Origin of the sequence: Streptomyces sp. NPDC020489 (assembly GCF_044386545.1) — a bacterium.
In the GTDB taxonomy this organism is placed as follows: Bacteria; Actinomycetota; Actinomycetes; order Streptomycetales; family Streptomycetaceae; genus Streptomyces.
Map to the genome: position 1 here is coordinate 53,106 of NZ_JBIRUZ010000020.1, position 19,586 is coordinate 72,691.

Sequence of the window (19,586 nt, forward strand, 5' to 3'; positions counted from 1 at the left end):
CGGCCCCCAGGGGACCGCGCGGTCTCGTCCACGCCTCGTTCAGGACACCGCGCTCCGCAGCCCCTGTACGTCGATCTGCTCGGTCTCGTCGTGGGCCGTCAGGTCGATGACCTGGCCGATGCCCCGGGACTCCTCGCCCGCCGGCTTGAACTCCGCCTCGGACTCGGCCTTGTGGAGAGCGAGCGCCTCCTGGCCGACCACGTCGGCGAGGTCCTCGTTCTGCACGGACTCCAGCGCGGCGGACGTCTTCTGCGTGCCGAAGAAGTCGAAGCCCCCCTCGCCTGCGGCACGCCGTGCGGGCGCGGTCGGCGCGACGGCCACCGCGGTCGGCGCGACGAAGTGCCCGGAGGGCTGCGCGGTCTCCGACGGGCCCGGCTTGGTCTGCGGGGTGACGGCGGCCGCGCGCTCATGCCCGTCGACCGCCGCGGGCTTCCCCTGCGCCTCGTCCTCCTGCGCGGCCTCCACCCGGGAGTCACCGGAGTCGCGGGAGGCCCGGGAGGCGCCCACCTCGGCGCCGAGGGGACCGACCCGCGCCGGGACGTCCTTCGCGGGACCGTCGCCCTTGGGGCCACCGTCGCCGTCCGGGGTGCCGTCACCCTTGGGGGAGCCGCCCTTGGCCGAACCGTCCTTGACCGAACCTTCCTTGGCCGAGCTGCTCCTGGTCACGCCGTCCAGCGCCGAGTCGTCCTCGACGGCACCCTCAGGCGCGTCGTCCTGGCCCGAGCTGTCCCCGGCCGAAGCCTCGCCGGCGCCCTTCTGCGCCGCAGCGCCTTCCCCGTCACCGAACCGCGACAGCGCCACCTTCGCCCGCAGGAACAGCTTCGAGCCCTCCGGCGAGAAGATCGCGGGCGCCTCCGACTCGTCGTCACCTGAGTCGCCTGAGGCACCTGAAACGCCCGAGTGACGGGCCTCGCCGGTCTCACCGGCCTCACCAGTCCCCGCAGTCTGGACCGTCTCGGCGGCCTCCGCCGCGTCGGCATCGACGTCGCCCTCGACCGGGACAGCCACAGCCCCGGCCCCCTGCGCGACGGCGACCGGCACAGGCGGCAACGCGCGCGCCGGTGCCGTGGCGCCTATCTCGAGCAGTCGGCGGCCCTCCAGCGCGCTCGCCCGCTCGGTCTCCGCGGTGGCGTACCGACGCAGCAGGGCGGCGTGCTCGTTGCGCAGGCCCGCCAGTTCGGTGCGCTTGGCCCGCAGCCGCTGCTCCAGCTTGGCGCGCAGCTCGCGGGACTCCTCAAGGTCGGACTCCAGTTCGGCGACCCGCTCCTCGAACCGCCACTCGTCGCTCGCACGCGCGCGTATGAGGTCGGCGACCTGCTTGCCCGCGAGGGTGTCCCAGCGGCGCATGACGGCCGCGCCGACGACCGCCGTCGCCGCGGCCACCGCGGCGACGACACGCAATACGGCCGGCTGCGAGAACACCCAGGGGCCGAAGGCGCAGACGACGGAGACGCCTGCGATCGCCGACGGGGGAAGCAGCCTGTGCAAGGGCGGGGAATGGCGATGACGTCCACGTGGCATGGCCAGAAACTTACCGCGCGTAAGCGAATCGTGGTGCCCCGGCCCGTAAAAACACTGCCATCCCGCAGCCTTCACACGACATCAGGAATCAGACCGGCCACCCGATTCGAGAAGAGCAGCACGGCTCACAAGATCATTTCCCGTCGCGTCCCGTCGCGCGCCTTCTCGACGAGCTCGACGAACTCAACCCTCTCGACCCTCCCGCCCCTCGCGACGATCTCAACGGTCGCTCAACCGCCCGCTCATCCACTGAAGTGTCGCCGGAATCTCACGCCGCCAGGTGTTGAAGTTGTGCCCGCCGCTTTCGAGGATGATCGACGAGATACGGGTCAGGTGCGTCGCCTTGACCCGGTCGATGAACCGCAGCGTGTCCTGGTAGTTCGTCTCGCCGATCTTGCTGCTGCTGACGAGCAGTGAAGTGTCTGGCGCGGGACGGTGCTTGAGAAACCAGAACAGGTTCGCACGGTCGCGCAGTTCCTTGTCGCCGTGGAACAGATCGCCGGTGGTGGGGTCCAACGGGGCGTTGTAGTACGGCGAGAGACCCGCGCCCGCGGCATACACGCCGGGATGGTGCATGGCGAGCTTCAGCGCGCAGTAGCCGCCCGTGGAGTCACCGATGATTCCCCAGCTGCCCGGTTTCTTTCCCACCCGGTAGTGGGCGAGAACGGCGTCGGGCAGGTCCTTGGCGAAGAACGACTCCGCCTGGGGTCCGTTCGGAATGTCGACGCACTCCGTGTCGCGCGGCGGCGCCACGGTGGGGCGCAGCATCACCAGGATCATCGGCTGCATACGGCCCTCCTTGGCGAGGTCCAGCGCCGTGCTCGGGTAGTGGAGTTTGTCGACCAGCGACTGGGCGGTGCCCGGATATCCGGTGAGGACGACGGCCGCGGGAAAGGTCCGCGCGCGGTACCGCGACTGGAAGTACTCCGGTGGCAGGTAGACGAAGGCGGACGTGGCGAGGTGGGTCGTACGGCCGACTATGGCCACCTTCTGGATCTGGCCGCCGCGCTCCGGCCGCGCGCTCCCCGCCTCCCTGACCTTCCGGATGTCCGTCACCTGGAGCGGGCCGCCCGAGCCGCCGTTCGCCGTGTGGTCGACGACCACCCCCTGCTCGTCCTCCTGCCCGAACAGGTCGGCCCAGCTGGCGTAGAACCCGAAGGCCTGGTTGGCGGCGAGCCCGACCGCCGCGAAGAGCGCCAGCTGGGTCGCCAGGAGCAGCCCGACGCGCCCGCCGACGGCACGCCAGCTGCGCCGTGACAGCCGTGGCCACAGCCACACCGTGCCGACGAACAGCAGCACCGCCGAGCCGACCGCCAGCACCAGGACGTTGTTGCTCGTGAGACCCATGGTTGGTTTCCCGCCTGCGCTTTCTCCTCCTGCCGGGCATGTCCCGCGGATCTTCGCGAAGGCTTGTCCGGCCCTTTTCCCGGCCTTTGAACCGGCTTTGGGGAAGCGAGTGAACCTCTCCCCCGGAGACACCGTCCTAGAGGGCGCAATGTCGCCGGATGCCCGATGCGGGCCCGGATCCAAGGTCTCTCGCGGAACAATGGGATGCGATGTCTGTCAGGACAGATGACGAAATGTCGGGCGGGGTTCCGAACCGACCCCGGTGGGCACGGCACGCGCTGCGTGGCCCGCGCCCCGAGGCCGTCCCCGTCCTGGTCGCCAGAGCCTGCGCGGTCGTGGGCCTGCTGGACATCGCCGCCGGCGTCTTCCCGCGCTTCCGGCACAGCCGTATGCACACGCTGGCCGAGGTGCTGCCCGGTGCGCTCGGCCCGTTCGCCGCGGCGCTCTCGATGAGCGCGGGCGTCCTGCTGCTCCTGCTCGCGCACGGCCTGCGACGCCACAAGCGGCGGGCCTGGCGGGCCGCCGTGGTCCTGCTGCCGGTCGGCGCCGCGGCGCAGCTGACGTACCGCCACTCCCCGGTGGGCGTGCTCATCTCGCTCGCCCTGCTCGCGCCGCTGCTGATCCACCGCGACCAGTTCGCGGCCCTGCCGGACCCGCGCAGCCGGTGGCGCGCGCTCGCCAACTTCGTCCTCATGGGCGCCGGTTCGCTCTTCCTCGGCCTGGTCATCGTCAGCGCCCACCCGAAGACACTGGTCGGCGACCCGAGCCTGGCCGACCGCATCACCCACGTCCTGTACGGCCTGTTCGGCTTCGAGGGCCCCGTCGACTACCGGGGCAACACCTCCTGGACGGTCGCCTTCTCCCTCGGCGCCCTGGGCCTGCTCACGGCCGTCACCACGATCTACCTGGCCTTCCGCCCCGAACACCCCGCCGCGCGCCTCACCGAGGACGACGAGGCCCGTCTGAGGGCCCTGCTGGACAAGCACGGCGGCCGCGACTCCCTCGGCCACTTCGCGCTGCGCCGCGACAAGGCCGTCGTCTTCTCGCCCAGCGGCAAGGCCGCGGTGACCTACCGCGTCGTCTCCGGCGTGATGCTGGCCAGCGGCGACCCCATCGGTGACGTCGAGGCCTGGCCGGGCGCCATCGAGCGGTTCATGGACGAGGCCAAGGCCCACTCCTGGACGCCCGCCGTCATGGGCTGCTCGGAGACCGGCGGCGAGGTCTGGACCCGCGAGACCGGCCTGGACGCCCTCGAACTGGGCGACGAGGCGGTGGTGGACGTCGCGGATTTCTCCCTCGCCGGGCGCGCGATGCGCAACGTGCGCCAGATGGTCAAGCGCATCGAGCGCGCCGGTTACGAGACCCGCGTACGACGCGTCCGTGACCTCGGTGACGCCGAGCTGGAGCGCATCCGCCGCGCCGCCGACGACTGGCGCGGCACCGACACCGAACGCGGCTTCTCCATGGCCCTGGGCCGCATCGGTGACCCCACCGACGGCGACTGCCTGATCGCCACCGCCCACAAGGCCGACGCCGAGCCGGGTGAGTACGGCGACCTGAAGGCGATCCTGCACTTCGTGCCCTGGGGCACCGACGGCGTCTCCCTCGACCTGATGCGCCGCGACCGCTCCGCCGACCCCGGCATGAACGAACTGCTCATCGTGGCGGCCCTCCAGGCGGCCCCGAAGTTCGACATCACGCGCGTGTCGCTGAACTTCGCCATGTTCCGCGCCGCCCTCGCGCGCGGCGAGAAGATCGGCGCCGGCCCGGTCCTGCGCGCCTGGCGCGGGCTGCTGGTCTTCCTCTCCCGCTGGTTCCAGATCGAGTCCCTGTACAAGTTCAACGCCAAGTTCCAGCCCCGCTGGGAGCCCCGCTTCGTCGTCTACCGGGCCTCCGGCGACCTGCCCCGCATCGGGTTCGCCGCCATGCAGGCCGAGGGCTTCGTCAACCTGGCCCTCCCCCTGCCCCGCTTCCTGCGCCGCCGCCGGACCAGCGCACGCGCGTGTGCCCACGTCGTCGGCGAGAGAGACGTCCGCGCGGCATGACCCCGCACGACCCCGGCCGTGTACCGGCCGGCGCGCCACGAGACCGGCCCGAGCGGAGGCCCCGCCCCCTCCTCCAGCCCGAGGGGCTTCCGCTCGGGCCTCGCACTCCGGGCTGACGGCCGTGGCGCCCCTTTCTGGGCCTAGGCTGAACGTATGAGCAAGCAGAGCGGACGCGGGCGCGTCGCCGGCCTTCCCCGATGGGACCGCTGCGCGGTCATGGGAGTCGTCAACGTCACCCCCGACTCCTTCTCCGACGGTGGCCGATGGTTCGACACGACGGCCGCCGTCAAGCACGGCCTCGCCCTGGTCGAGGAGGGCGCCGACCTGGTCGACGTGGGCGGCGAGTCGACCCGCCCCGGCGCCAGCCGCGTCGACGAGGCCGAGGAGCTCAGGCGCGTCATCCCCGTCGTCCGGGGCCTCGCCTCCGAGGGCGTCGCCATCTCCGTCGACACCATGCGCGCCTCGGTCGCCGAACAGGCCCTCGCCGCCGGCGCCGCCCTCGTCAACGACGTCAGCGGCGGCCTCGCCGATCCCGCGATGATCCCGGTCGTCGCCGACTCCGGTGCCCCCTTCGTCGTCATGCACTGGCGCGGCTTCCTGGAGGGCGGCAACGTCAAGGGCGTCTACGCCGACGTCGTCGCGGAGGTCGTCGACGAGCTGCACGCGCGCGTGGAGGCCGTCCTCGCGGGCGGGATCGCCCCCGACCGCGTGGTCGTCGACCCGGGCCTCGGCTTCTCCAAGGACGCCGAGCACGACCTGGTGCTCCTCGCCCACCTCGACCGCCTGCTCGCCCTCGGCCACCCCCTCCTCGTGGCGGCCTCCCGCAAACGCTTCCTCGGCCGCGTCCTCGCCGGCCCCGAAGGCGCCCCGCCCCCCGCACGCGAGCGTGACGCCGCGACGGCGGCCGTCTCCGCCCTCGCGGCCCAGGCCGGCGCGTGGGCGGTACGCGTGCACGAGGTGCGCGCGACGGCGGACGCGGTACGGGTCGCACGCGCCGTGGAGGGGGCGCGCGTCTCGTCCCGCGCGCCGATGGCGAACGGGACGAGCGGGGCGCACATGACCGACCACGCGCCGGGCGCCCCCACCACGCACACCACGCACGGCGCGCAGGCCTCCCCGCAGACGCAGACGCAGACACCGACACAGACGCCCGCCCCCGCCCCGACCTCCGCCCCCGACTCCCCCGAAGGCCCCCGGTGAGCGCCCCCCATACCGATGTCGAGCAGGTGGAAGCCGCCAACACCACCTACTACGAGGCCATGGAGCGCGGCGACTTCGAGGAGCTCTCCTCGCTCTGGCTCACCCCGGCCGACCTGGGCGTCGACGAGGAGTACCACGACCCCGCGGACACCGGCGTGGTCTCCTGCGTGCACCCCGGCTGGCCGGTGCTGACCGGACGCGGCGAGGTTCTGAGGTCGTACGCGCTGATCATGGCGAACACCGACTACATCCAGTTCTTCCTCACCGACGTGCACGTCTCCGTCACCGGCGACACCGCGCTCGTGACCTGCACGGAGAACATCCTCAGCGGCGGCCCCGCCCCCGAGGGAGGCGAGGAGCTCGGCCCGCTCGTCGGACAGCTGGTCGTCGCCAGCAACGTGTTCCGCCGCACCCCGTCCGGCTGGAAGCTCTGGTCCCATCACGCCTCCCCCGTTCTGGCCGAGAACGACGAGGACGAACCGGACGAGACCCCCTCCTGAGCGGGTAGACGCACCACAGGGCGCCCAGGAACACCCGAAGCCCGGGCGCCCGGAAGGGCCTCCCACCGGCGCCCACCGGCGCCCCGCCACAACGCCCACACGAACCAAGGAGTGGTTGGAATCACGGAGCGCGGGGTAGGGGCGGCTACCAACCCGTGGGCCCCGGCCCGGGCCGCGCCCCCGTGGCCCGGCCCTGTCGGTGCTCGCAGGTAGATTCGTTCGAGGCCGGTGTGCCGTCCGCACCCGGTACGAACCGGCCATTACCGACGATTGCAGGAGTGATTCGCGTGGATCGTGTCGCGCTGCGCGGCCTGAAGGCCCGCGGGCACCACGGTGTGTTCCCCAAGGAGCGCGAGGAGGGCCAGACCTTCATCGTGGACCTCGTCCTGGGGCTGGACACCCGGCCGGCCGCCGCCGACGACGACCTGTCGAAGACCGCGCACTACGGGATCGTGGCGGAGGAGGTCGTGGCCGTCGTCGAGGGCGAGGCCGTCAACCTCATCGAAACGCTCGCCGAGCGCATCGCCCAGGTCTGTCTGAAGCACGAGGGGGTCCAGGAGGTCGAGGTCTGCGTCCACAAACCCGACGCACCGATCACGGTCCCCTTCGACGACGTGACGATCACCATCACCCGGAGCCGAGTATGACCGCCTCGTTCACCAAGGGTCACAGCGACCCGACCGTACAGCCGGTGCCGGCCTCCGTCGTGCAGCAGGTCGACGCCGCCGACACCACCCTCCACAACCCGCAGCGGGCCGTGATCTCCCTCGGCTCCAACCTGGGCAACCGCCTGGAGACCCTCCAGGGCGCCATCGACGCCCTGGAGGACACCCCGGGCGTACGGGTGAAGGCCGTCTCCCCCGTGTACGAGACGGCGCCCTGGGGCGTCGAGCCCGGCAGCCAGCCCTCGTACTTCAACGCGGTCGTCCTGGTGAAGACCACCCTTCCGCCGTCCTCGCTCCTGGAGCGGGCGCACGCGGTCGAGGAGGCCTTCCACCGCGTCCGGGACGAGCGCTGGGGCCCGCGCACGCTCGACGTCGACATCGTGGCCTACGCCGACGTCGTCTCCGACGACCCGACGCTCACCCTCCCCCACCCCCGCGCCCACGAACGCGCCTTCGTCCTGGCGCCGTGGCACGACGTGGAGCCGCAGGCGCAGCTCCCCGGCGTGGGCCCGGTGTCCGGCCTGCTGGCCGACGTCACCCGAAACGGTGTGGAACCCCGCGCGGACCTGGAACTCCGGCTGCCCGAGTAGTCGTTAAGGTCAAGACAACCGTCATCCATCGTCAAGCCGGCCGTCGAGGCAGCCGTCGAGACCGCCGTCAGGACGACCACGGTCCGTGGGCATCCGGGGGAGCTGAAGGGACACCGTGAGAGAGCTGCGCATCAGGCTGCTGGCCGGCGTATTCGTCGTCGCCGGGGTCCTGTCCTGGGCGGGCGCCCGCCTGTGGAACTCGATCGGGACACTGCCCAGCGTCCCCCTGGCCGCCCCGATCGTCCTCGCGCTGATCGCGGTGGTCCTGGCCGCCACGGCGCTCTCGATCCGCTCCCGCCTCAAGGCCCAGCGGGAACGGCGCCCCGAGGCCAAGGGCGTCGACCCCCTGATGGCGGCGCGCGCGGTCGTCTTCGGCCAGGCCAGCGCCCTGGTCGCCGCCCTTGTCGCCGGCATGTACGGCGGCACGGGCGTCTTCCTGCTGGAGTTTCTCGACATCCCCGCCCGCCGCGACCAGGCCATCTACGCCGGGTTCTCCGTGCTGGCGGGCCTCGCCGTGATAGCGGCCGCCCTCTTCCTGGAGCGCGTCTGCAAGCTCCCGGAGGACGACGACCGGAACACGGGGGCGGCCTCGGCGGCCTGAGGCCCACCGGGGCCCCCTGGCCCTCGGGTCAGCGCGCCAGTATGAGGCTCATCGCCTCGGATCGCGTCGTGGCGTCCCGAAGCTGCCCCCGCACCGCCGAGGTGGTGGTCTTGGCGCCGGGCTTGCGAATGCCGCGCACCGACATGCACATGTGCTCGGCCTCGATCACGACGATCGCGCCACGCGCCTCGAGGATCCGCATGAGCGAGTCGGCGATCTGCGTGGTGAGTCGTTCCTGCACCTGCGGCCGCCGAGCGAACACCTCCACCAGGCGCGCCAGCTTCGACAGGCCCGTGATCTTGCCGGTCTCCGCCGGGATGTACCCGACGTGAGCGACACCGTGGAACGGCAGAAGATGGTGCTCGCACAGGCTGACGATCGCGATGTCCTTCACCAGGACCATCTCGTCGTGCCCCAGGTCGAACGTCGTCGTCAGGACGTCCTCGGGCTCCTGCCGCAGCCCCGCCAGGAGTTCCCGGTACGCCCGGGCCACCCGCGCCGGCGTCTCCCGCAGCCCCTCCCGGTCAGGGTCCTCCCCCACGGCTATCAGCAGCTCACGCACGGCGTTCTCGGCGCGTTTCTCGTCGAACTCTCCGATCGAGCCCTCGCCGGCCAGCGTCACGGGGTCGGTCATCTCTGCCTCGTTCCTGGGTGTACCTGCCGATACGGCCGAAAAGCACCGCGCCCCCCAGGCTAGATCCTGGGGGGCGCGGCATCCATTCCGGGCCGGTGAGGTCACCGGGGTCGGAGTGTCAGCTCTCCGGACGGTCCTCGGGGGCGGGCTCGGCCACGGGGGCCGCGTCCGTCACCGTGGACTTCGCCGTCGTGATCGCCGGCGTCGCGCCGTTGGCGCCGTTCGTCAGTGCGAGCTCCTTGGGGGAGAGCACCGGCGGACGGGTGGACGGCGTACGGCGGGAGGAGCCGGTCCAGGCCGGGCGCGGGGGGCGCCGGACGATGGGGGCGAAGATCTCGGCGATCTCCTCCTTGCCCAGCGTCTCCTTCTCCAGCAGCTGAAGGACGAGGTTGTCGAGGACGTCGCGGTTCTCGACCAGGATCTCCCAGGCCTCGTTGTGCGCGTTCTCGATGAGCTTCTTGACTTCCTCGTCCACCAGCGCGGCGACCTCTTCCGAGTAGTCGCGCTGGTGAGCCATCTCACGTCCGAGGAACGGCTCGGTGTTGTCGCCGCCGAACTTGATGGCGCCGAGTCGCTCGGTCATGCCGTACTGCGTGACCATCGCGCGGGCCGTCGCCGTGGCCTTCTCGATGTCGTTCGCGGCGCCCGTGGTCGGGTCGTGGAAGACCAGTTCCTCGGCCGCCCGGCCGCCCAGCATGTAGGCGAGCTGGTCGAGCATCTCGTTACGCGTGGTCGAGTACTTGTCCTCGTCCGGGAGCACCATCGTGTAGCCCAGGGCACGGCCGCGGGACAGGATGGTGATCTTGTGGACGGGGTCGGAGTTGGGGGAGGCCGCCGCGACCAGGGCGTGTCCGCCCTCGTGGTACGCGGTGATCTTCTTCTCCTTGTCCGACATGATCCGGGTCCGCTTCTGCGGGCCCGCCACGACGCGGTCGATGGCCTCGTCGAGCATGTGGTTGTCGATGAGCTTCTTGTTGGAGCGGGCGGTGAGCAGCGCGGCCTCGTTGAGGACGTTGCTCAGGTCCGCGCCGGTGAAGCCCGGCGTCCGGCGGGCGACCGCCGAGAGGTCGACGTCCGGCGCGACCGGCTTGCCCTTCTGGTGAACCTTGAGGATCTCCAGACGGCCCTGCATGTCCGGGCGGTCGACCGCGATCTGGCGGTCGAAGCGGCCGGGGCGCAGCAGTGCCGGGTCGAGGATGTCGGGCCGGTTCGTGGCGGCGATCAGGATGACGCCGCCCTTCACGTCGAAGCCGTCCATCTCGACGAGCAGCTGGTTCAGGGTCTGCTCGCGCTCGTCGTGACCACCGCCGAGGCCGGCGCCGCGATGGCGGCCGACCGCGTCGATCTCGTCGACGAAGACGATCGCCGGGGCGTTCGCCTTGGCCTGCTCGAACAGGTCACGGACTCGGGAGGCACCGACACCGACGAACATCTCGACGAAGTCGGAACCGGAGATCGAGTAGAACGGCACCCCGGCCTCGCCCGCGACGGCACGCGCGAGCAGGGTCTTGCCGGTACCGGGAGGGCCGTACAGCAGTACGCCCTTGGGAATCTTGGCACCGACGGCCTGGAACTTCGCCGGCTCCTGGAGGAACTCCTTGATCTCGTGGAGCTCCTCGACGGCCTCGTCGGACCCCGCGACGTCGGCGAACGTCGTCTTGGGGGTGTCCTTGGTGATGAGCTTGGCCTTGGACTTCCCGAAGTTCATGACTCGGGAGCCGCCGCCCTGCATCTGGTTCATCAGGAACAGGAAGACAACCACGATGAGGACGAAGGGGAGCAGGGAGAGCAGGATCCCGACGAAGGCGTTCTGCTTCGTCGGCGAGACGGTGTAGCCGTCGGGGATCTGCTTCTGCTGGTACTTGCCCTGCAGGGTGTTGGCGATGTCGACGCCCTGGTCGCCGATGTAGCTCGCCTGGATCTTGGAGCTGCCCTCGACCTTTTCGCCGTCCTTGAGCTGGACCTTGATGGTCTGCTCGTCGCCGGTGGTCAGCTTGGCCTGTTCGACCTTGTTCTCATTGATCGCCTGGACGACCTGGCCGGTGTCCACCGTCTTGTAGCCGCCGGACGAGCCGACGACCTGCATCAACACGACCACGGCAAGGACGGCCAGCACGATCCACATGACCGGCCCACGGAAGTATCGCTTCACGTCCATCCACACGGAGCGGTGTCGCCCCGTCCCTCCTGCCATAGTGAGTTTGATAAGACAGTTCTTCTGACGGTACCCCAGCTTTGTCGCCCGAAGCCGCACGGGACGGCTGACGAACCCGTCTGCATGCTCCAACGGCGTGGGGCCCGCCGGGGTTCCCGATCTTCCGAGGAGGCTGGGCCCTTCGGGTCAGCCGCCGTAGACGTGGGGCGCGAGCGTACCGACGAACGGGAGGTTGCGGTACTTCTCGGCGAAGTCGAGGCCGTAGCCCACGACGAACTCGTTGGGGATGTCGAAGCCGACCCACTCGACGTCGATGGCGACCTTGGCGGCGTCCGGCTTGCGCAGCAGGGTGCACACCTTGAGGGTCTCCGGCTCGCGCGAGCCGAGGTTCGACAGCAGCCACGACAGGGTCAGCCCGGAGTCGATGATGTCCTCGACGATCAGGACGTGCTTGCCCTTGATGTCGGTGTCGAGATCCTTGAGGATCCGGACGACACCGGAGGACTGGGTGCCCGCGCCGTACGACGACACGGCCATCCAGTCCATGGTGACGGGGGTGGACAGCGCCCGCGCGAGGTCGGCCATGACCATCACCGCGCCCTTGAGGACACCGACGATGAGCAGGTCCTTGCCCGCGTACTCCGCGTCGATCTTCGCGGCGAGCTCCACGAGCTTCGCGTCGATCTCTTCCTTGGTGATGAGTACCTCTTTGAGGTCGGCACCCATGTCTTTCGCGTCCACCCGCATCACTTTCGGTCGTCCCACCGGCTGTCCGCCCCCGCGAGGAGGCGTTCCGCCCCGAGCGGGGCGTAAGGATTCAGCCTTGCCGAATCACCAGTCTGCCACCCTGACGCTGGGCGACGACCTTGCCCGGGAGATTGATGGCCCCCTGGCCGCGCCAGCCGGTGATCAGCCGGTCGATCTCCTCGATGTGCCGGGCGAAGAGCGAACCGGCGGGGGCGCCTGCCTCGATGGCGGCGCGACGCAGGACACGGCGGCGTACGGCGGGCGGCAGGGCGTAGAGCTTGGCGCACTCCAGCAGGCCGGTGGCGTCCCGTACGGCGGCCTCGGCCTGGCCGGCCCAGGCGTCGAGGGCGTCGGCGTCGTCGCGGGAGAGCTGGGCCGTACGGGCGAGTGCCTCGACGACGCCCTTGCCGAGGGCCTTCTCCAGGGCGGGCAGGCCTTCGTGGCGCAGCCGGGAGCGCGTGTACGCCGGGTCGGCGTTGTGCGGGTCGTCCCACACCGGGAGCGACTGGACCATGCAGGCCTTGCGGGCGGTCTGCCGGTCGAGCTGGAGGAAGGGACGTCGGTAACGGCCGTCGGCCCCCGAGACCGCGGCCATCCCGGACAGGGAGCGGATGCCGGAGCCGCGGGCGAGGCCGAGCAGGACGGTTTCGGCCTGGTCGTCGCGGGTGTGGCCGAGGAGGACGGCGGCGGCGCCGTGGCGGGCGGCGGCGGCGTCCAGGGCGGCGTAGCGGGCGTCGCGGGCGGCGGCTTCGGGCCCGCCCTCGCGGCCGACGGTGACGGCGACGGACTCGACCGGGTCGAGGCCCAGTTCGCGCAGGCGCAGGGCGACCTCGTCGGCGCGCAGGTCGGAGCCGGGCTGGAGGCCGTGGTCGACGGTGACGCCGCCGGCGCGGATGCCGAGCTTGGGGGCCTCGAAGGCGAGGGCGGAGGCGAGTGCCATGGAGTCGGCGCCGCCGGAGCACGCCACGAGCACGAGCGGGGACGGCGGGCGCTCGTGCGGGGTGTCGCCGGGGGTACGGCTGTGGTCGTTGAGGATGTCGTGGAGGACGCGGCGGACCGCCAGGCGTATCGCCGCGACCGCAGGATGGGGACCCATGTCCGGTTCCCTTCATGAAGTTTTCGGGGGTGAGCCCGAGGTTCGGTCACTCAGAGTGTGTAGATGGTGACAGAACCGGGCCGTTCCCCGAGCATTGCACGCCTACCCAGGGCTCACGGTCCCTCGGACGGGTGATTGAAGGGGCGTTCGCCTGCCGTCGACCGGATTTCCTTCACGACCTTCGTGCGGGGTTCACGCCCCGGCTCCCGGGTTCACGACTCCGCCTTGCGGTGCACGCGGGTGATCCAGTCCGCCGGTTTGGCGATCTCCGACTTGGTCGGGAGGGTGTTGGGGGAGGTCCACACGCGGTTGAAGCCGTCCATGCCGACCTCGTTGACGACGGCCCGCACGAAGCGCTCGCCGTCGCGGTACTGCCGGAGCTTGGCGTCCAGGCCCAGCAGCTTGCGCAGGGCCATGTCGAGCCGGGAGGCGCCCTTGGCGCGGCGCTGCTGGAACTTCTCGCGGATCTCCTGGACGGTCGGCACGACCTCCGGGCCCACGCCGTCCATCACGAAGTCGGCATGGCCCTCCAGGAGGGACATCACGGCGGTGAGCCGGCCGAGGATCTCCCGCTGGGCGGGCGTCTGCACGATCTCCACGAACGAGCGGCCGCCGTCGTCCTCCTCGCCCTCGGGACGTCCGCCGGCGAGGGACTGGGCCGCCTCCCGGATGCGTTCCAGGACGGTCATGGGGTCGACCTCGGTCTCTCCCAGGAACGACTGGATCTCGCCCTCGAGGTGGTCGCGCAGCCAGGGCACGGCGGTGAACTGCGTGCGGTGGGTCTCCTCGTGCAGGGTCACCCACAGGCGGAAGTCGTGGGGCTGGACGTCGAGTTCGCGCTCCACGTGCACGATGTTCGGCGCGACCAGCAGCAGTCGGCCGCCGCCGTTGGCGCCGGCGGGCAGCTCCCGGGTGGCCGGGGCGAAGGTCTCGTACTGGCCGAGGACGCGGGAGGACAGGAAGGACAGCAGCATGCCGAGTTCGACGCCGGTCACCTTGCCGCCTACGGCGCCGAGGACCGCGCCGCCCGGCGAGCCGCCGCGACGTTCCTGCATCTTCTCCAGCAGCGGCTTCAGCAGCTCCCGGAAGCCGGCGACGTTCGCCTTGATCCAGCCCGCGCGGTCCACGACGAGGAGCGGGGTGTCGTGGGTCTCCTCGGTACCCATTCGGGTGAATCCGCGGACGTGTTCCTCCGAGGCCTTGGCGTGCCGGCGCAGCTCGGCGACGACAGCCCGGGCCTCGTCGCGGCTCACCTCCGGCCCCGGCCGCACGAGCCGGGTCGCGGTCGCCACCGCGAGATTCCAGTCGACCATCTCGGCACCACCGATGCTCGTCATGCGTCAACCGTACGTGAGCGTCCCCGCTTGGGGCAGGCCGCGGCGGGCGGTTGCGGCCGCCACCGGCCGTGGGGTCCCCCGGGACCCCCGCGCTCGCGGCGGTGTCGGCGCCCCGGTCACGCGCCCCCGCCGGTCAACCGCAGCCGCATGCCGCCAGAGCGGTGGCCGTGCGGTCGAGCGCCGACTGGGCCGCTTCCTTGCTCGTGGTGTCCGACGCGAGGAACGCGAACGCCAGCAGCCGGCCCTCCTGGTCGACGACCGTGCCCGCCAGGGCGTTCACGCCGGTCAGCGTGCCCGTCTTCGCCCGTACGACGCCGGCCGCGCCGTCGGCGTAGCGGGTGGCCAGGGTGCCGGTGAAGCCCGCGACGGGCAGGCCGGTGAGGACGGGACGCAGTTCGGGGTGGGCCGGGTCACCGGCCTTCACCAGCAGGGCCGTCAGGAGGTGCGCGGTCAGCCGGTCCTCGCGGTTCAGGCCGCTGCCGTCCTTGAACGTGACGCCGTCGACCGGGAGTCGGAGCTTCTCCAGCTGCGCGCGGATCGCCTGGCCGCCGCCCGCGAAGTCGGCGCGCACCTTCGTCGCGACGGCCGTCTGGCGGGCGAGGGCCTCCGCGAGGTCGTTGTCGCTGTTGGTCAGCATGCGCTCGACCAGAGCGGACAGGGGCGGCGAGGAGACCTCGGCCAGCGTCTCGGCCCGGTCGGTCGCCTTGGAGGGTCCGGGGGAGGTGGTTTTGACACCCTTGTCCTCGAGGAACCCGGCGAACTTGCGGGTCGCGTCCAGGGCCGGGTCGTCCACGCGGACGGCGGTGCCGCTGGTGGAGTCGTCGGTGCGGCCCTCGTCGGCCATGAGGGCGCTCACCGGGGCGAGGTTGGCGTCCTTGCCGATCGGGTGCAGCGCGGAGCCGGCGTACAGGGTCGTGTCGTACGAGAGCGTGACCTGCCGTACGCCGTCCTTCTTCAGGGCGGTGGCGGTCCGGGCGGCGAGGTCGCGCAGGCTCGCCAGGCCGTCGGCGTCCTTGCGGGCGGTGAGCGTGGGGTCGCCGCCGCCGACGAGGACGAGCTCCTTGGTGCCGGGTTCCAGGGCCGTGCGGGTGGTGAGGCGGTGGTCGGCGCCCATCGCGTGCAGGGCGGCGACCGCGGTGGCGATCTTCGTCGTCGAGGCGGGGGTGAGGGCGCGGTCGGCGTGGGAGCCGTAGAGGCTCTTGCCGGTGGCGACGTCGACGACCGCGCCCGAGCGGCTGCCGCCGAGCGCGGCGTCCTTCAGGAGCGGGCCGAGGACGTCGGCGAAGGCCGGTCCGTTCGGTGCCGACTTCACGGTGCTGCCGACGCCGCCGAGGCCGGCGAGGACGGAGGCGGCGCTCGGCGCGGGCTCGGGCCCCGCCTGTGCCGTCCCGGAACCGCGACCGTGATCTGCGCCACCCGTGAGTCCGAGCGCGGCGGCCCGGTCCCGCTCGGCCGTACGCTGACCCGAGGAGTCCCAGGGCCCGGCGACGGTCACCGCGACGGCGGTCAGTGCCAGTCCGGCGGTGGCGGCTCCGGCCGTGTACTGCCAGGTCCTCGGCCTCGTGACCTGCGCTGACATGGCTCGGCCGAGTTGCCCGACCCGTGGCTTCGCGGCCGTCGCGACCCGTGCGAGACGGGGGCGTACGGCGTTCGCGACCCGCGCCACATGCGGTCTCGCGGCCCGCCAAGGCCTCAGTTCAGGCACGACCACCAGCCCCTTTCGCGATCACACACCGGCGTGAGGGACACTTAACCACCAGAACTATGTGCTGATCATGGAGGAGCCACCGGTGGAGTTCGACGTCACGATCGAGATCCCGAAGGGTTCGCGGAACAAGTACGAGGTGGACCACGAGACCGGTCGGATCCGCCTGGACCGTCGACTCTTCACCTCGACCGCCTACCCGACCGACTACGGATTCGTCGAGAACACCCTCGGCGAGGACGGCGACCCGCTGGACGCGCTGGTCATTCTTGACGAGCCGACGTTCCCGGGCTGTCTCATCAAGTGCCGCGCGATCGGCATGTTCCGGATGACGGACGAGGCGGGCGGCGACGACAAGCTGCTGTGCGTCCCGGCGACGGACCCGCGGGTGGAGCACCTCCGTGACATTCACCACGTCTCGGAGTTCGACCGCCTGGAGATCCAGCACTTCTTCGAGGTCTACAAGGACCTGGAGCCCGGCAAGTCGGTCGAGGGCGCGAACTGGGTCGGGCGCGTGGACGCCGAGATCGAGATCGAGCGTTCGTACAAGCGCTTCAAGGAGTCCGGCGGCCACTGAGGTAGCTGCCGACTGCTGAGGGACCACGGGCCGCACGCACACGCGTGCGGCCCGTGGTGCGTCTGTGCGCATACTGGTGCGAACCGGAGGTGCGTCAACGGGAGCTGTGCGTGACGGAAGCGGAGGACCGCAAACCGCAATCGGACGAGGCGAGGAGTGTCTACGACCCCGAGATCACGTCCGAGTTCGCGATCCCGCAGGGGCTCGCCGTGCCCAGAGCGGGCGCGGAACCGGAGACGACGAGCGAGTTCGCCCTCCCGGACGGGCTGGACGTCCCGCCGGTGGCCTCGGCGGAGACCGAGGGGTCCGCGTTCAGTCCGCCGCGCACCTACAGCGCCAAGCAGGCGCCCGCGTTCACCCCGGCGACCGGCGTACCCGTGCTCAGCCTGACCAAGGACGTGCCCTGGCAGGACCGGATGCGCACGATGCTGCGGATGCCGGTGACCGAGCGGCCCGCGCCGGAGCTGTCGCACAAGGCGGAGGGCGAGGGGCCCGCCGTCCCGCGCGTGCTCGACCTGACGCTGCGTATCGGTGAGCTGCTGCTCGCGGGCGGCGAGGGCGCCGAGGACGTGGAGGCGGCGATGTTCGCCGTGTGCCGCTCCTACGGCCTGGACCGCTGCGAGCCGAACGTCACCTTCACGCTGCTGTCGATCTCCTACCAGCCGTCGCTGGTGGACGACCCGGTGACGGCCTCCCGCACGGTACGGCGGCGCGGCACCGACTACACGCGGCTCGCGGCCGTGTTCCAGCTGGTGGACGACCTCAGCGACCCGGAGACGGCGATCTCGCTGGAGGAGGCCTACCGGCGGCTCGCCGAGATCCGCCGCAACCGGCATCCGTATCCCGGCTGGGTGCTGACCGGGGCGAGCGGGCTGCTCGCCGGCGCGGCCTCGGTGCTGGTCGGCGGTGATCTGATCGTGTTCGTCGCGGCCGCGCTGGGCGCGATGCTCGGCGACCGGCTGGCCTGGCTGTGCGCGGGCCGCGGGCTGCCGGAGTTCTACCAGTTCACGGTCGCCGCGATGCCGCCGGCCGCGATAGGCGTCGCGCTGACGGTGGCCGGGGTCGACGTGAAGGCCTCGGCGGTCATCACCGGTGGGCTGTTCGCGCTGCTGCCCGGACGGGCGCTGGTGGCGGGTGTGCAGGACGGCCTGACCGGCTTCTACATCACCGCCTCGGCACGGCTGCTGGAGGTCATGTACTTCTTCGTCGGCATCGTCACGGGCGTGCTGATCGTCCTGTACTTCGGCGTGAGCCTCGGCGCCGAGCTGAACCCCGACGTCGTGCTGACCATCGAGGAGCGGCCGCTGTGGCAGATCGGCGCGTCGATGCTGCTGTCGCTGACCTTCGCGGTGCTGTTGCAGCAGGAGCGGTCGACGGTGCTGGCGGTCACCCTGAACGGCGGCGTCGCGTGGTCGGTGTACGGCGCGATGTACTACGTCGGCGACATCTCACCGGTCGCCTCCACCGCGGTGGCGGCCGGGCTGGTGGGGCTGTTCGGGCAGCTGCTGTCCCGGTACCGGTTCGCCTCCGCGCTGCCGTACACGACCGCCGCGATCGGGCCCCTGCTGCCGGGTTCGGCCACGTACTTCGGGCTGTTGTCCATCGCGCAGAACGACGTGGACAAGGGGCTGGTGTCGTTGGCCACGGCGGCGTCCCTGGCCATGGCCATCGCGATCGGGGTGAACCTGGGGTCGGAGATCTCCCGGCTGTTCCTGAGGATCCCGGGTGGCTCCGCCGCCGGGCGCCGGGCGGCGAAGCGGACGCGGGGCTTCTGAGGACGCCGGGCGCCCGCAAGCCGAGCGGCTGTCAGTAGCCCTGGTCAGGCGGGTACTGCTGGTTCTGCCGGCCGTAGCCCTGGGGGTACTGCTCGGCGTAGCCCTGCGGGTACTGCTGGGCGTACGGCTGTTGCTGCTGCGGCTGGGGCTGGGGGGCGTAGTACTGGTCGTAGCCGTACTGCTGCTGATCCTCGCCCTGCCCCTGCCCCTGCCCGTGCCCCTGGCCGTGTCCCTGGCCGTGTCCCTGGCCCTGGTTGTTCTGGTTGCCGTACTGCTGCTGGTACGGCGGCTGGTCGTTCGAGGGGATGCGGCGGAGCTGGGTCGTCGCGTCGTCCATGGGCGGGGGCTGGTAGGCCTGGGGGGCGGCCGGGGTCTCGGCTTGCGCCTTCTTCTTCTTGGAGCGCTCGCGGAGGTACTCGATGATGATCGGGACGACCGAGACGAGGACGATGAGGACGAGGATCGCCTCGACGTTCTGGTGGATGACGTCGATCTGACCGAGCCAGTACCCCGCCAGGGTGACGCCGGTGCCCCAGGCGACGCCACCGATGACGTTGTACGTGAGGAACGTGCGGTACTTCATACGGCCGGCGCCCGCCACGATGGGGGCGAAGGTGCGCACGATCGGCACGAAGCGGGCCAGGACGATCGCCTTGGGGCCGAACTTCTCCATGAACTCATGGGCCTTGTCCAGGTTCTCCTGCTTGAACAGCCTGGAGTTGGGCCGGTTGAAGAGCCTGGGGCCGAGGAACTTGCCGATCATGTAGCCGACCTGGTCACCGAGGACGGCCGCCAGCACGATCAGGAAGCAGACCAGCCACAGGGGCTGGCTGATGAACTCGCCCTGCGCCACGAAGAGACCCGCCGTGAACAGCAGGGAGTCGCCGGGCAGGAACGCGAACAGACCCGATTCCGCGAAGACGATCAGCAGGATGCCGGGCAGGCTGAACGTCTCGATCAGATAGTTCGGACTGAGCCACTCGGGGGCGAGCGCGAGCGTGGTCACGGGTCTGTGGCTCCTGGTTGTGGGGGACGGGCTGGGACGGGCTGCCCCAACGTATCAACGCAGCCGTCATGGCCCAGGTTCCATG

16 protein-coding genes and 1 pseudogene are annotated in these 19,586 nt (G+C 71.1%); 8 read left to right on the forward strand and 9 right to left on the reverse strand.

Annotated features, from left to right (window positions below; all coding sequences use genetic code 11):
* Positions 1 to 39 precede the first annotated feature (39 nt).
* Positions 40 to 1,521: a hypothetical protein gene (locus tag ACH41F_RS37695; protein ID WP_398839543.1), complete on the reverse strand. Its 1,482-nt coding sequence runs from the start codon at positions 1,519 to 1,521 to the stop codon at positions 40 to 42.
* Between the two features lie 219 nt (positions 1,522 to 1,740).
* Entirely contained in the window at positions 1,741 to 2,868 is a 1,128-nt protein-coding gene (locus ACH41F_RS37700; protein ID WP_391241643.1) for an alpha/beta hydrolase-fold protein, read from the reverse strand.
* 233 nt (positions 2,869 to 3,101) lie between these two features.
* Here ACH41F_RS37700 and ACH41F_RS37705 point away from each other — a divergent pair, with 233 nt between their 5' ends.
* The 6 genes and pseudogenes from ACH41F_RS37705 to ACH41F_RS37730 all read left to right on the forward strand — a co-directional run bounded on the left by ACH41F_RS37705 (position 3,102) and on the right by ACH41F_RS37730 (position 8,469).
* The gene (locus ACH41F_RS37705; protein ID WP_398839544.1) at positions 3,102 to 4,913 is read left to right on the forward strand and encodes a phosphatidylglycerol lysyltransferase domain-containing protein; all 1,812 of its coding nucleotides are present in this window, start codon (positions 3,102 to 3,104) and stop codon (positions 4,911 to 4,913) included.
* A gap of 153 nt (positions 4,914 to 5,066) precedes the next feature.
* Positions 5,067 to 5,966, forward strand: a pseudogene (gene folP, locus ACH41F_RS37710) (dihydropteroate synthase); the annotation flags it as partial.
* A gap of 143 nt (positions 5,967 to 6,109) precedes the next feature.
* The gene (locus ACH41F_RS37715) at positions 6,110 to 6,613 is read left to right on the forward strand and encodes a nuclear transport factor 2 family protein (RefSeq protein WP_391241649.1); all 504 of its coding nucleotides are present in this window, start codon (positions 6,110 to 6,112) and stop codon (positions 6,611 to 6,613) included.
* Positions 6,614 to 6,900: 287 nt separating this feature from the next.
* Positions 6,901 to 7,260, forward strand: coding sequence for a dihydroneopterin aldolase (gene folB / locus ACH41F_RS37720; protein ID WP_391241652.1), 360 nt, complete (start codon positions 6,901 to 6,903; stop codon positions 7,258 to 7,260).
* The gene (gene folK / locus ACH41F_RS37725; RefSeq protein WP_391241655.1) at positions 7,257 to 7,868 is read left to right on the forward strand and encodes a 2-amino-4-hydroxy-6-hydroxymethyldihydropteridine diphosphokinase; all 612 of its coding nucleotides are present in this window, start codon (positions 7,257 to 7,259) and stop codon (positions 7,866 to 7,868) included. The genes folB and folK overlap by 4 nt, the downstream gene beginning before the upstream one ends.
* A 115-nt stretch (positions 7,869 to 7,983) precedes the next feature.
* On the forward strand, positions 7,984 to 8,469 hold the full coding sequence (locus tag ACH41F_RS37730; RefSeq protein ID WP_391241657.1) for a DUF3180 family protein: 486 nt from the start codon (positions 7,984 to 7,986) through the stop codon (positions 8,467 to 8,469).
* Positions 8,470 to 8,497: 28 nt separating this feature from the next.
* On the opposite strand, the gene folE is transcribed toward ACH41F_RS37730, so the two are convergent.
* From folE to dacB, 6 genes are all read right to left on the reverse strand, one after another.
* Positions 8,498 to 9,103 (reverse strand): GTP cyclohydrolase I FolE, encoded by a 606-nt coding sequence (gene folE, locus ACH41F_RS37735; protein ID WP_398839545.1) that lies wholly within the window; start codon positions 9,101 to 9,103, stop codon positions 8,498 to 8,500.
* A gap of 118 nt (positions 9,104 to 9,221) precedes the next feature.
* Entirely contained in the window at positions 9,222 to 11,261 is a 2,040-nt protein-coding gene (ftsH, locus tag ACH41F_RS37740) for an ATP-dependent zinc metalloprotease FtsH (protein ID WP_391241663.1), read from the reverse strand.
* A gap of 183 nt (positions 11,262 to 11,444) precedes the next feature.
* Positions 11,445 to 12,005 (reverse strand): hypoxanthine phosphoribosyltransferase, encoded by a 561-nt coding sequence (gene hpt / locus ACH41F_RS37745; protein ID WP_391241869.1) that lies wholly within the window; start codon positions 12,003 to 12,005, stop codon positions 11,445 to 11,447.
* A gap of 70 nt (positions 12,006 to 12,075) precedes the next feature.
* Positions 12,076 to 13,101, reverse strand: a complete 1,026-nt coding sequence (gene tilS / locus ACH41F_RS37750) for a tRNA lysidine(34) synthetase TilS (protein WP_391241666.1) — start codon at positions 13,099 to 13,101, stop codon at positions 12,076 to 12,078.
* A 212-nt stretch (positions 13,102 to 13,313) separates the two neighbouring features.
* On the reverse strand, positions 13,314 to 14,438 hold the full coding sequence (locus ACH41F_RS37755) for a zinc-dependent metalloprotease (RefSeq protein WP_391241668.1): 1,125 nt from the start codon (positions 14,436 to 14,438) through the stop codon (positions 13,314 to 13,316).
* Between the two features lie 133 nt (positions 14,439 to 14,571).
* Positions 14,572 to 16,017: a D-alanyl-D-alanine carboxypeptidase/D-alanyl-D-alanine-endopeptidase gene (dacB, locus tag ACH41F_RS37760; RefSeq protein ID WP_391241670.1), complete on the reverse strand. Its 1,446-nt coding sequence runs from the start codon at positions 16,015 to 16,017 to the stop codon at positions 14,572 to 14,574.
* Between the two features lie 211 nt (positions 16,018 to 16,228).
* Here dacB and ACH41F_RS37765 point away from each other — a divergent pair, with 211 nt between their 5' ends.
* On the forward strand, positions 16,229 to 16,720 hold the full coding sequence (locus tag ACH41F_RS37765) for an inorganic diphosphatase (RefSeq protein ID WP_030942583.1): 492 nt from the start codon (positions 16,229 to 16,231) through the stop codon (positions 16,718 to 16,720).
* Between the two features lie 110 nt (positions 16,721 to 16,830).
* Positions 16,831 to 18,495, forward strand: coding sequence for a threonine/serine exporter family protein (locus ACH41F_RS37770; RefSeq protein WP_391241672.1), 1,665 nt, complete (start codon positions 16,831 to 16,833; stop codon positions 18,493 to 18,495).
* Positions 18,496 to 18,526: 31 nt separating this feature from the next.
* Here the strand turns inward: ACH41F_RS37770 and ACH41F_RS37775 are convergent, their stop codons facing one another.
* Entirely contained in the window at positions 18,527 to 19,501 is a 975-nt protein-coding gene (locus tag ACH41F_RS37775) for a VTT domain-containing protein (protein WP_391241674.1), read from the reverse strand.
* Positions 19,502 to 19,586: the final 85 nt, after the last annotated feature.

Excerpts from the sequence above, each read along its gene's own strand:
- ACH41F_RS37700 (WP_391241643.1), bottom strand. The coding sequence starts at position 2,868 with ATGGGTCTCACGAGCAACAACGTCCTGGTGCTGGCGGTCGGCTCGGCG.
- folK (WP_391241655.1), top strand. The coding sequence starts at position 7,257 with ATGACCGCCTCGTTCACCAAGGGTCACAGCGACCCGACCGTACAGCCG.
- folE (WP_398839545.1), bottom strand. The coding sequence starts at position 9,103 with ATGACCGACCCCGTGACGCTGGCCGGCGAGGGCTCGATCGGAGAGTTC.
- hpt (WP_391241869.1), bottom strand. The coding sequence starts at position 12,005 with ATGCGGGTGGACGCGAAAGACATGGGTGCCGACCTCAAAGAGGTACTC.
- ACH41F_RS37705 (WP_398839544.1), top strand. The coding sequence starts at position 3,102 with ATGTCGGGCGGGGTTCCGAACCGACCCCGGTGGGCACGGCACGCGCTG.
- dacB (WP_391241670.1), bottom strand. The coding sequence starts at position 16,017 with ATGTCAGCGCAGGTCACGAGGCCGAGGACCTGGCAGTACACGGCCGGA.
- ACH41F_RS37695 (WP_398839543.1), bottom strand. The coding sequence starts at position 1,521 with ATGCCACGTGGACGTCATCGCCATTCCCCGCCCTTGCACAGGCTGCTT.
- tilS (WP_391241666.1), bottom strand. The coding sequence starts at position 13,101 with ATGGGTCCCCATCCTGCGGTCGCGGCGATACGCCTGGCGGTCCGCCGC.
- ACH41F_RS37755 (WP_391241668.1), bottom strand. The coding sequence starts at position 14,438 with ATGACGAGCATCGGTGGTGCCGAGATGGTCGACTGGAATCTCGCGGTG.
- ftsH (WP_391241663.1), bottom strand. The coding sequence starts at position 11,261 with ATGGACGTGAAGCGATACTTCCGTGGGCCGGTCATGTGGATCGTGCTG.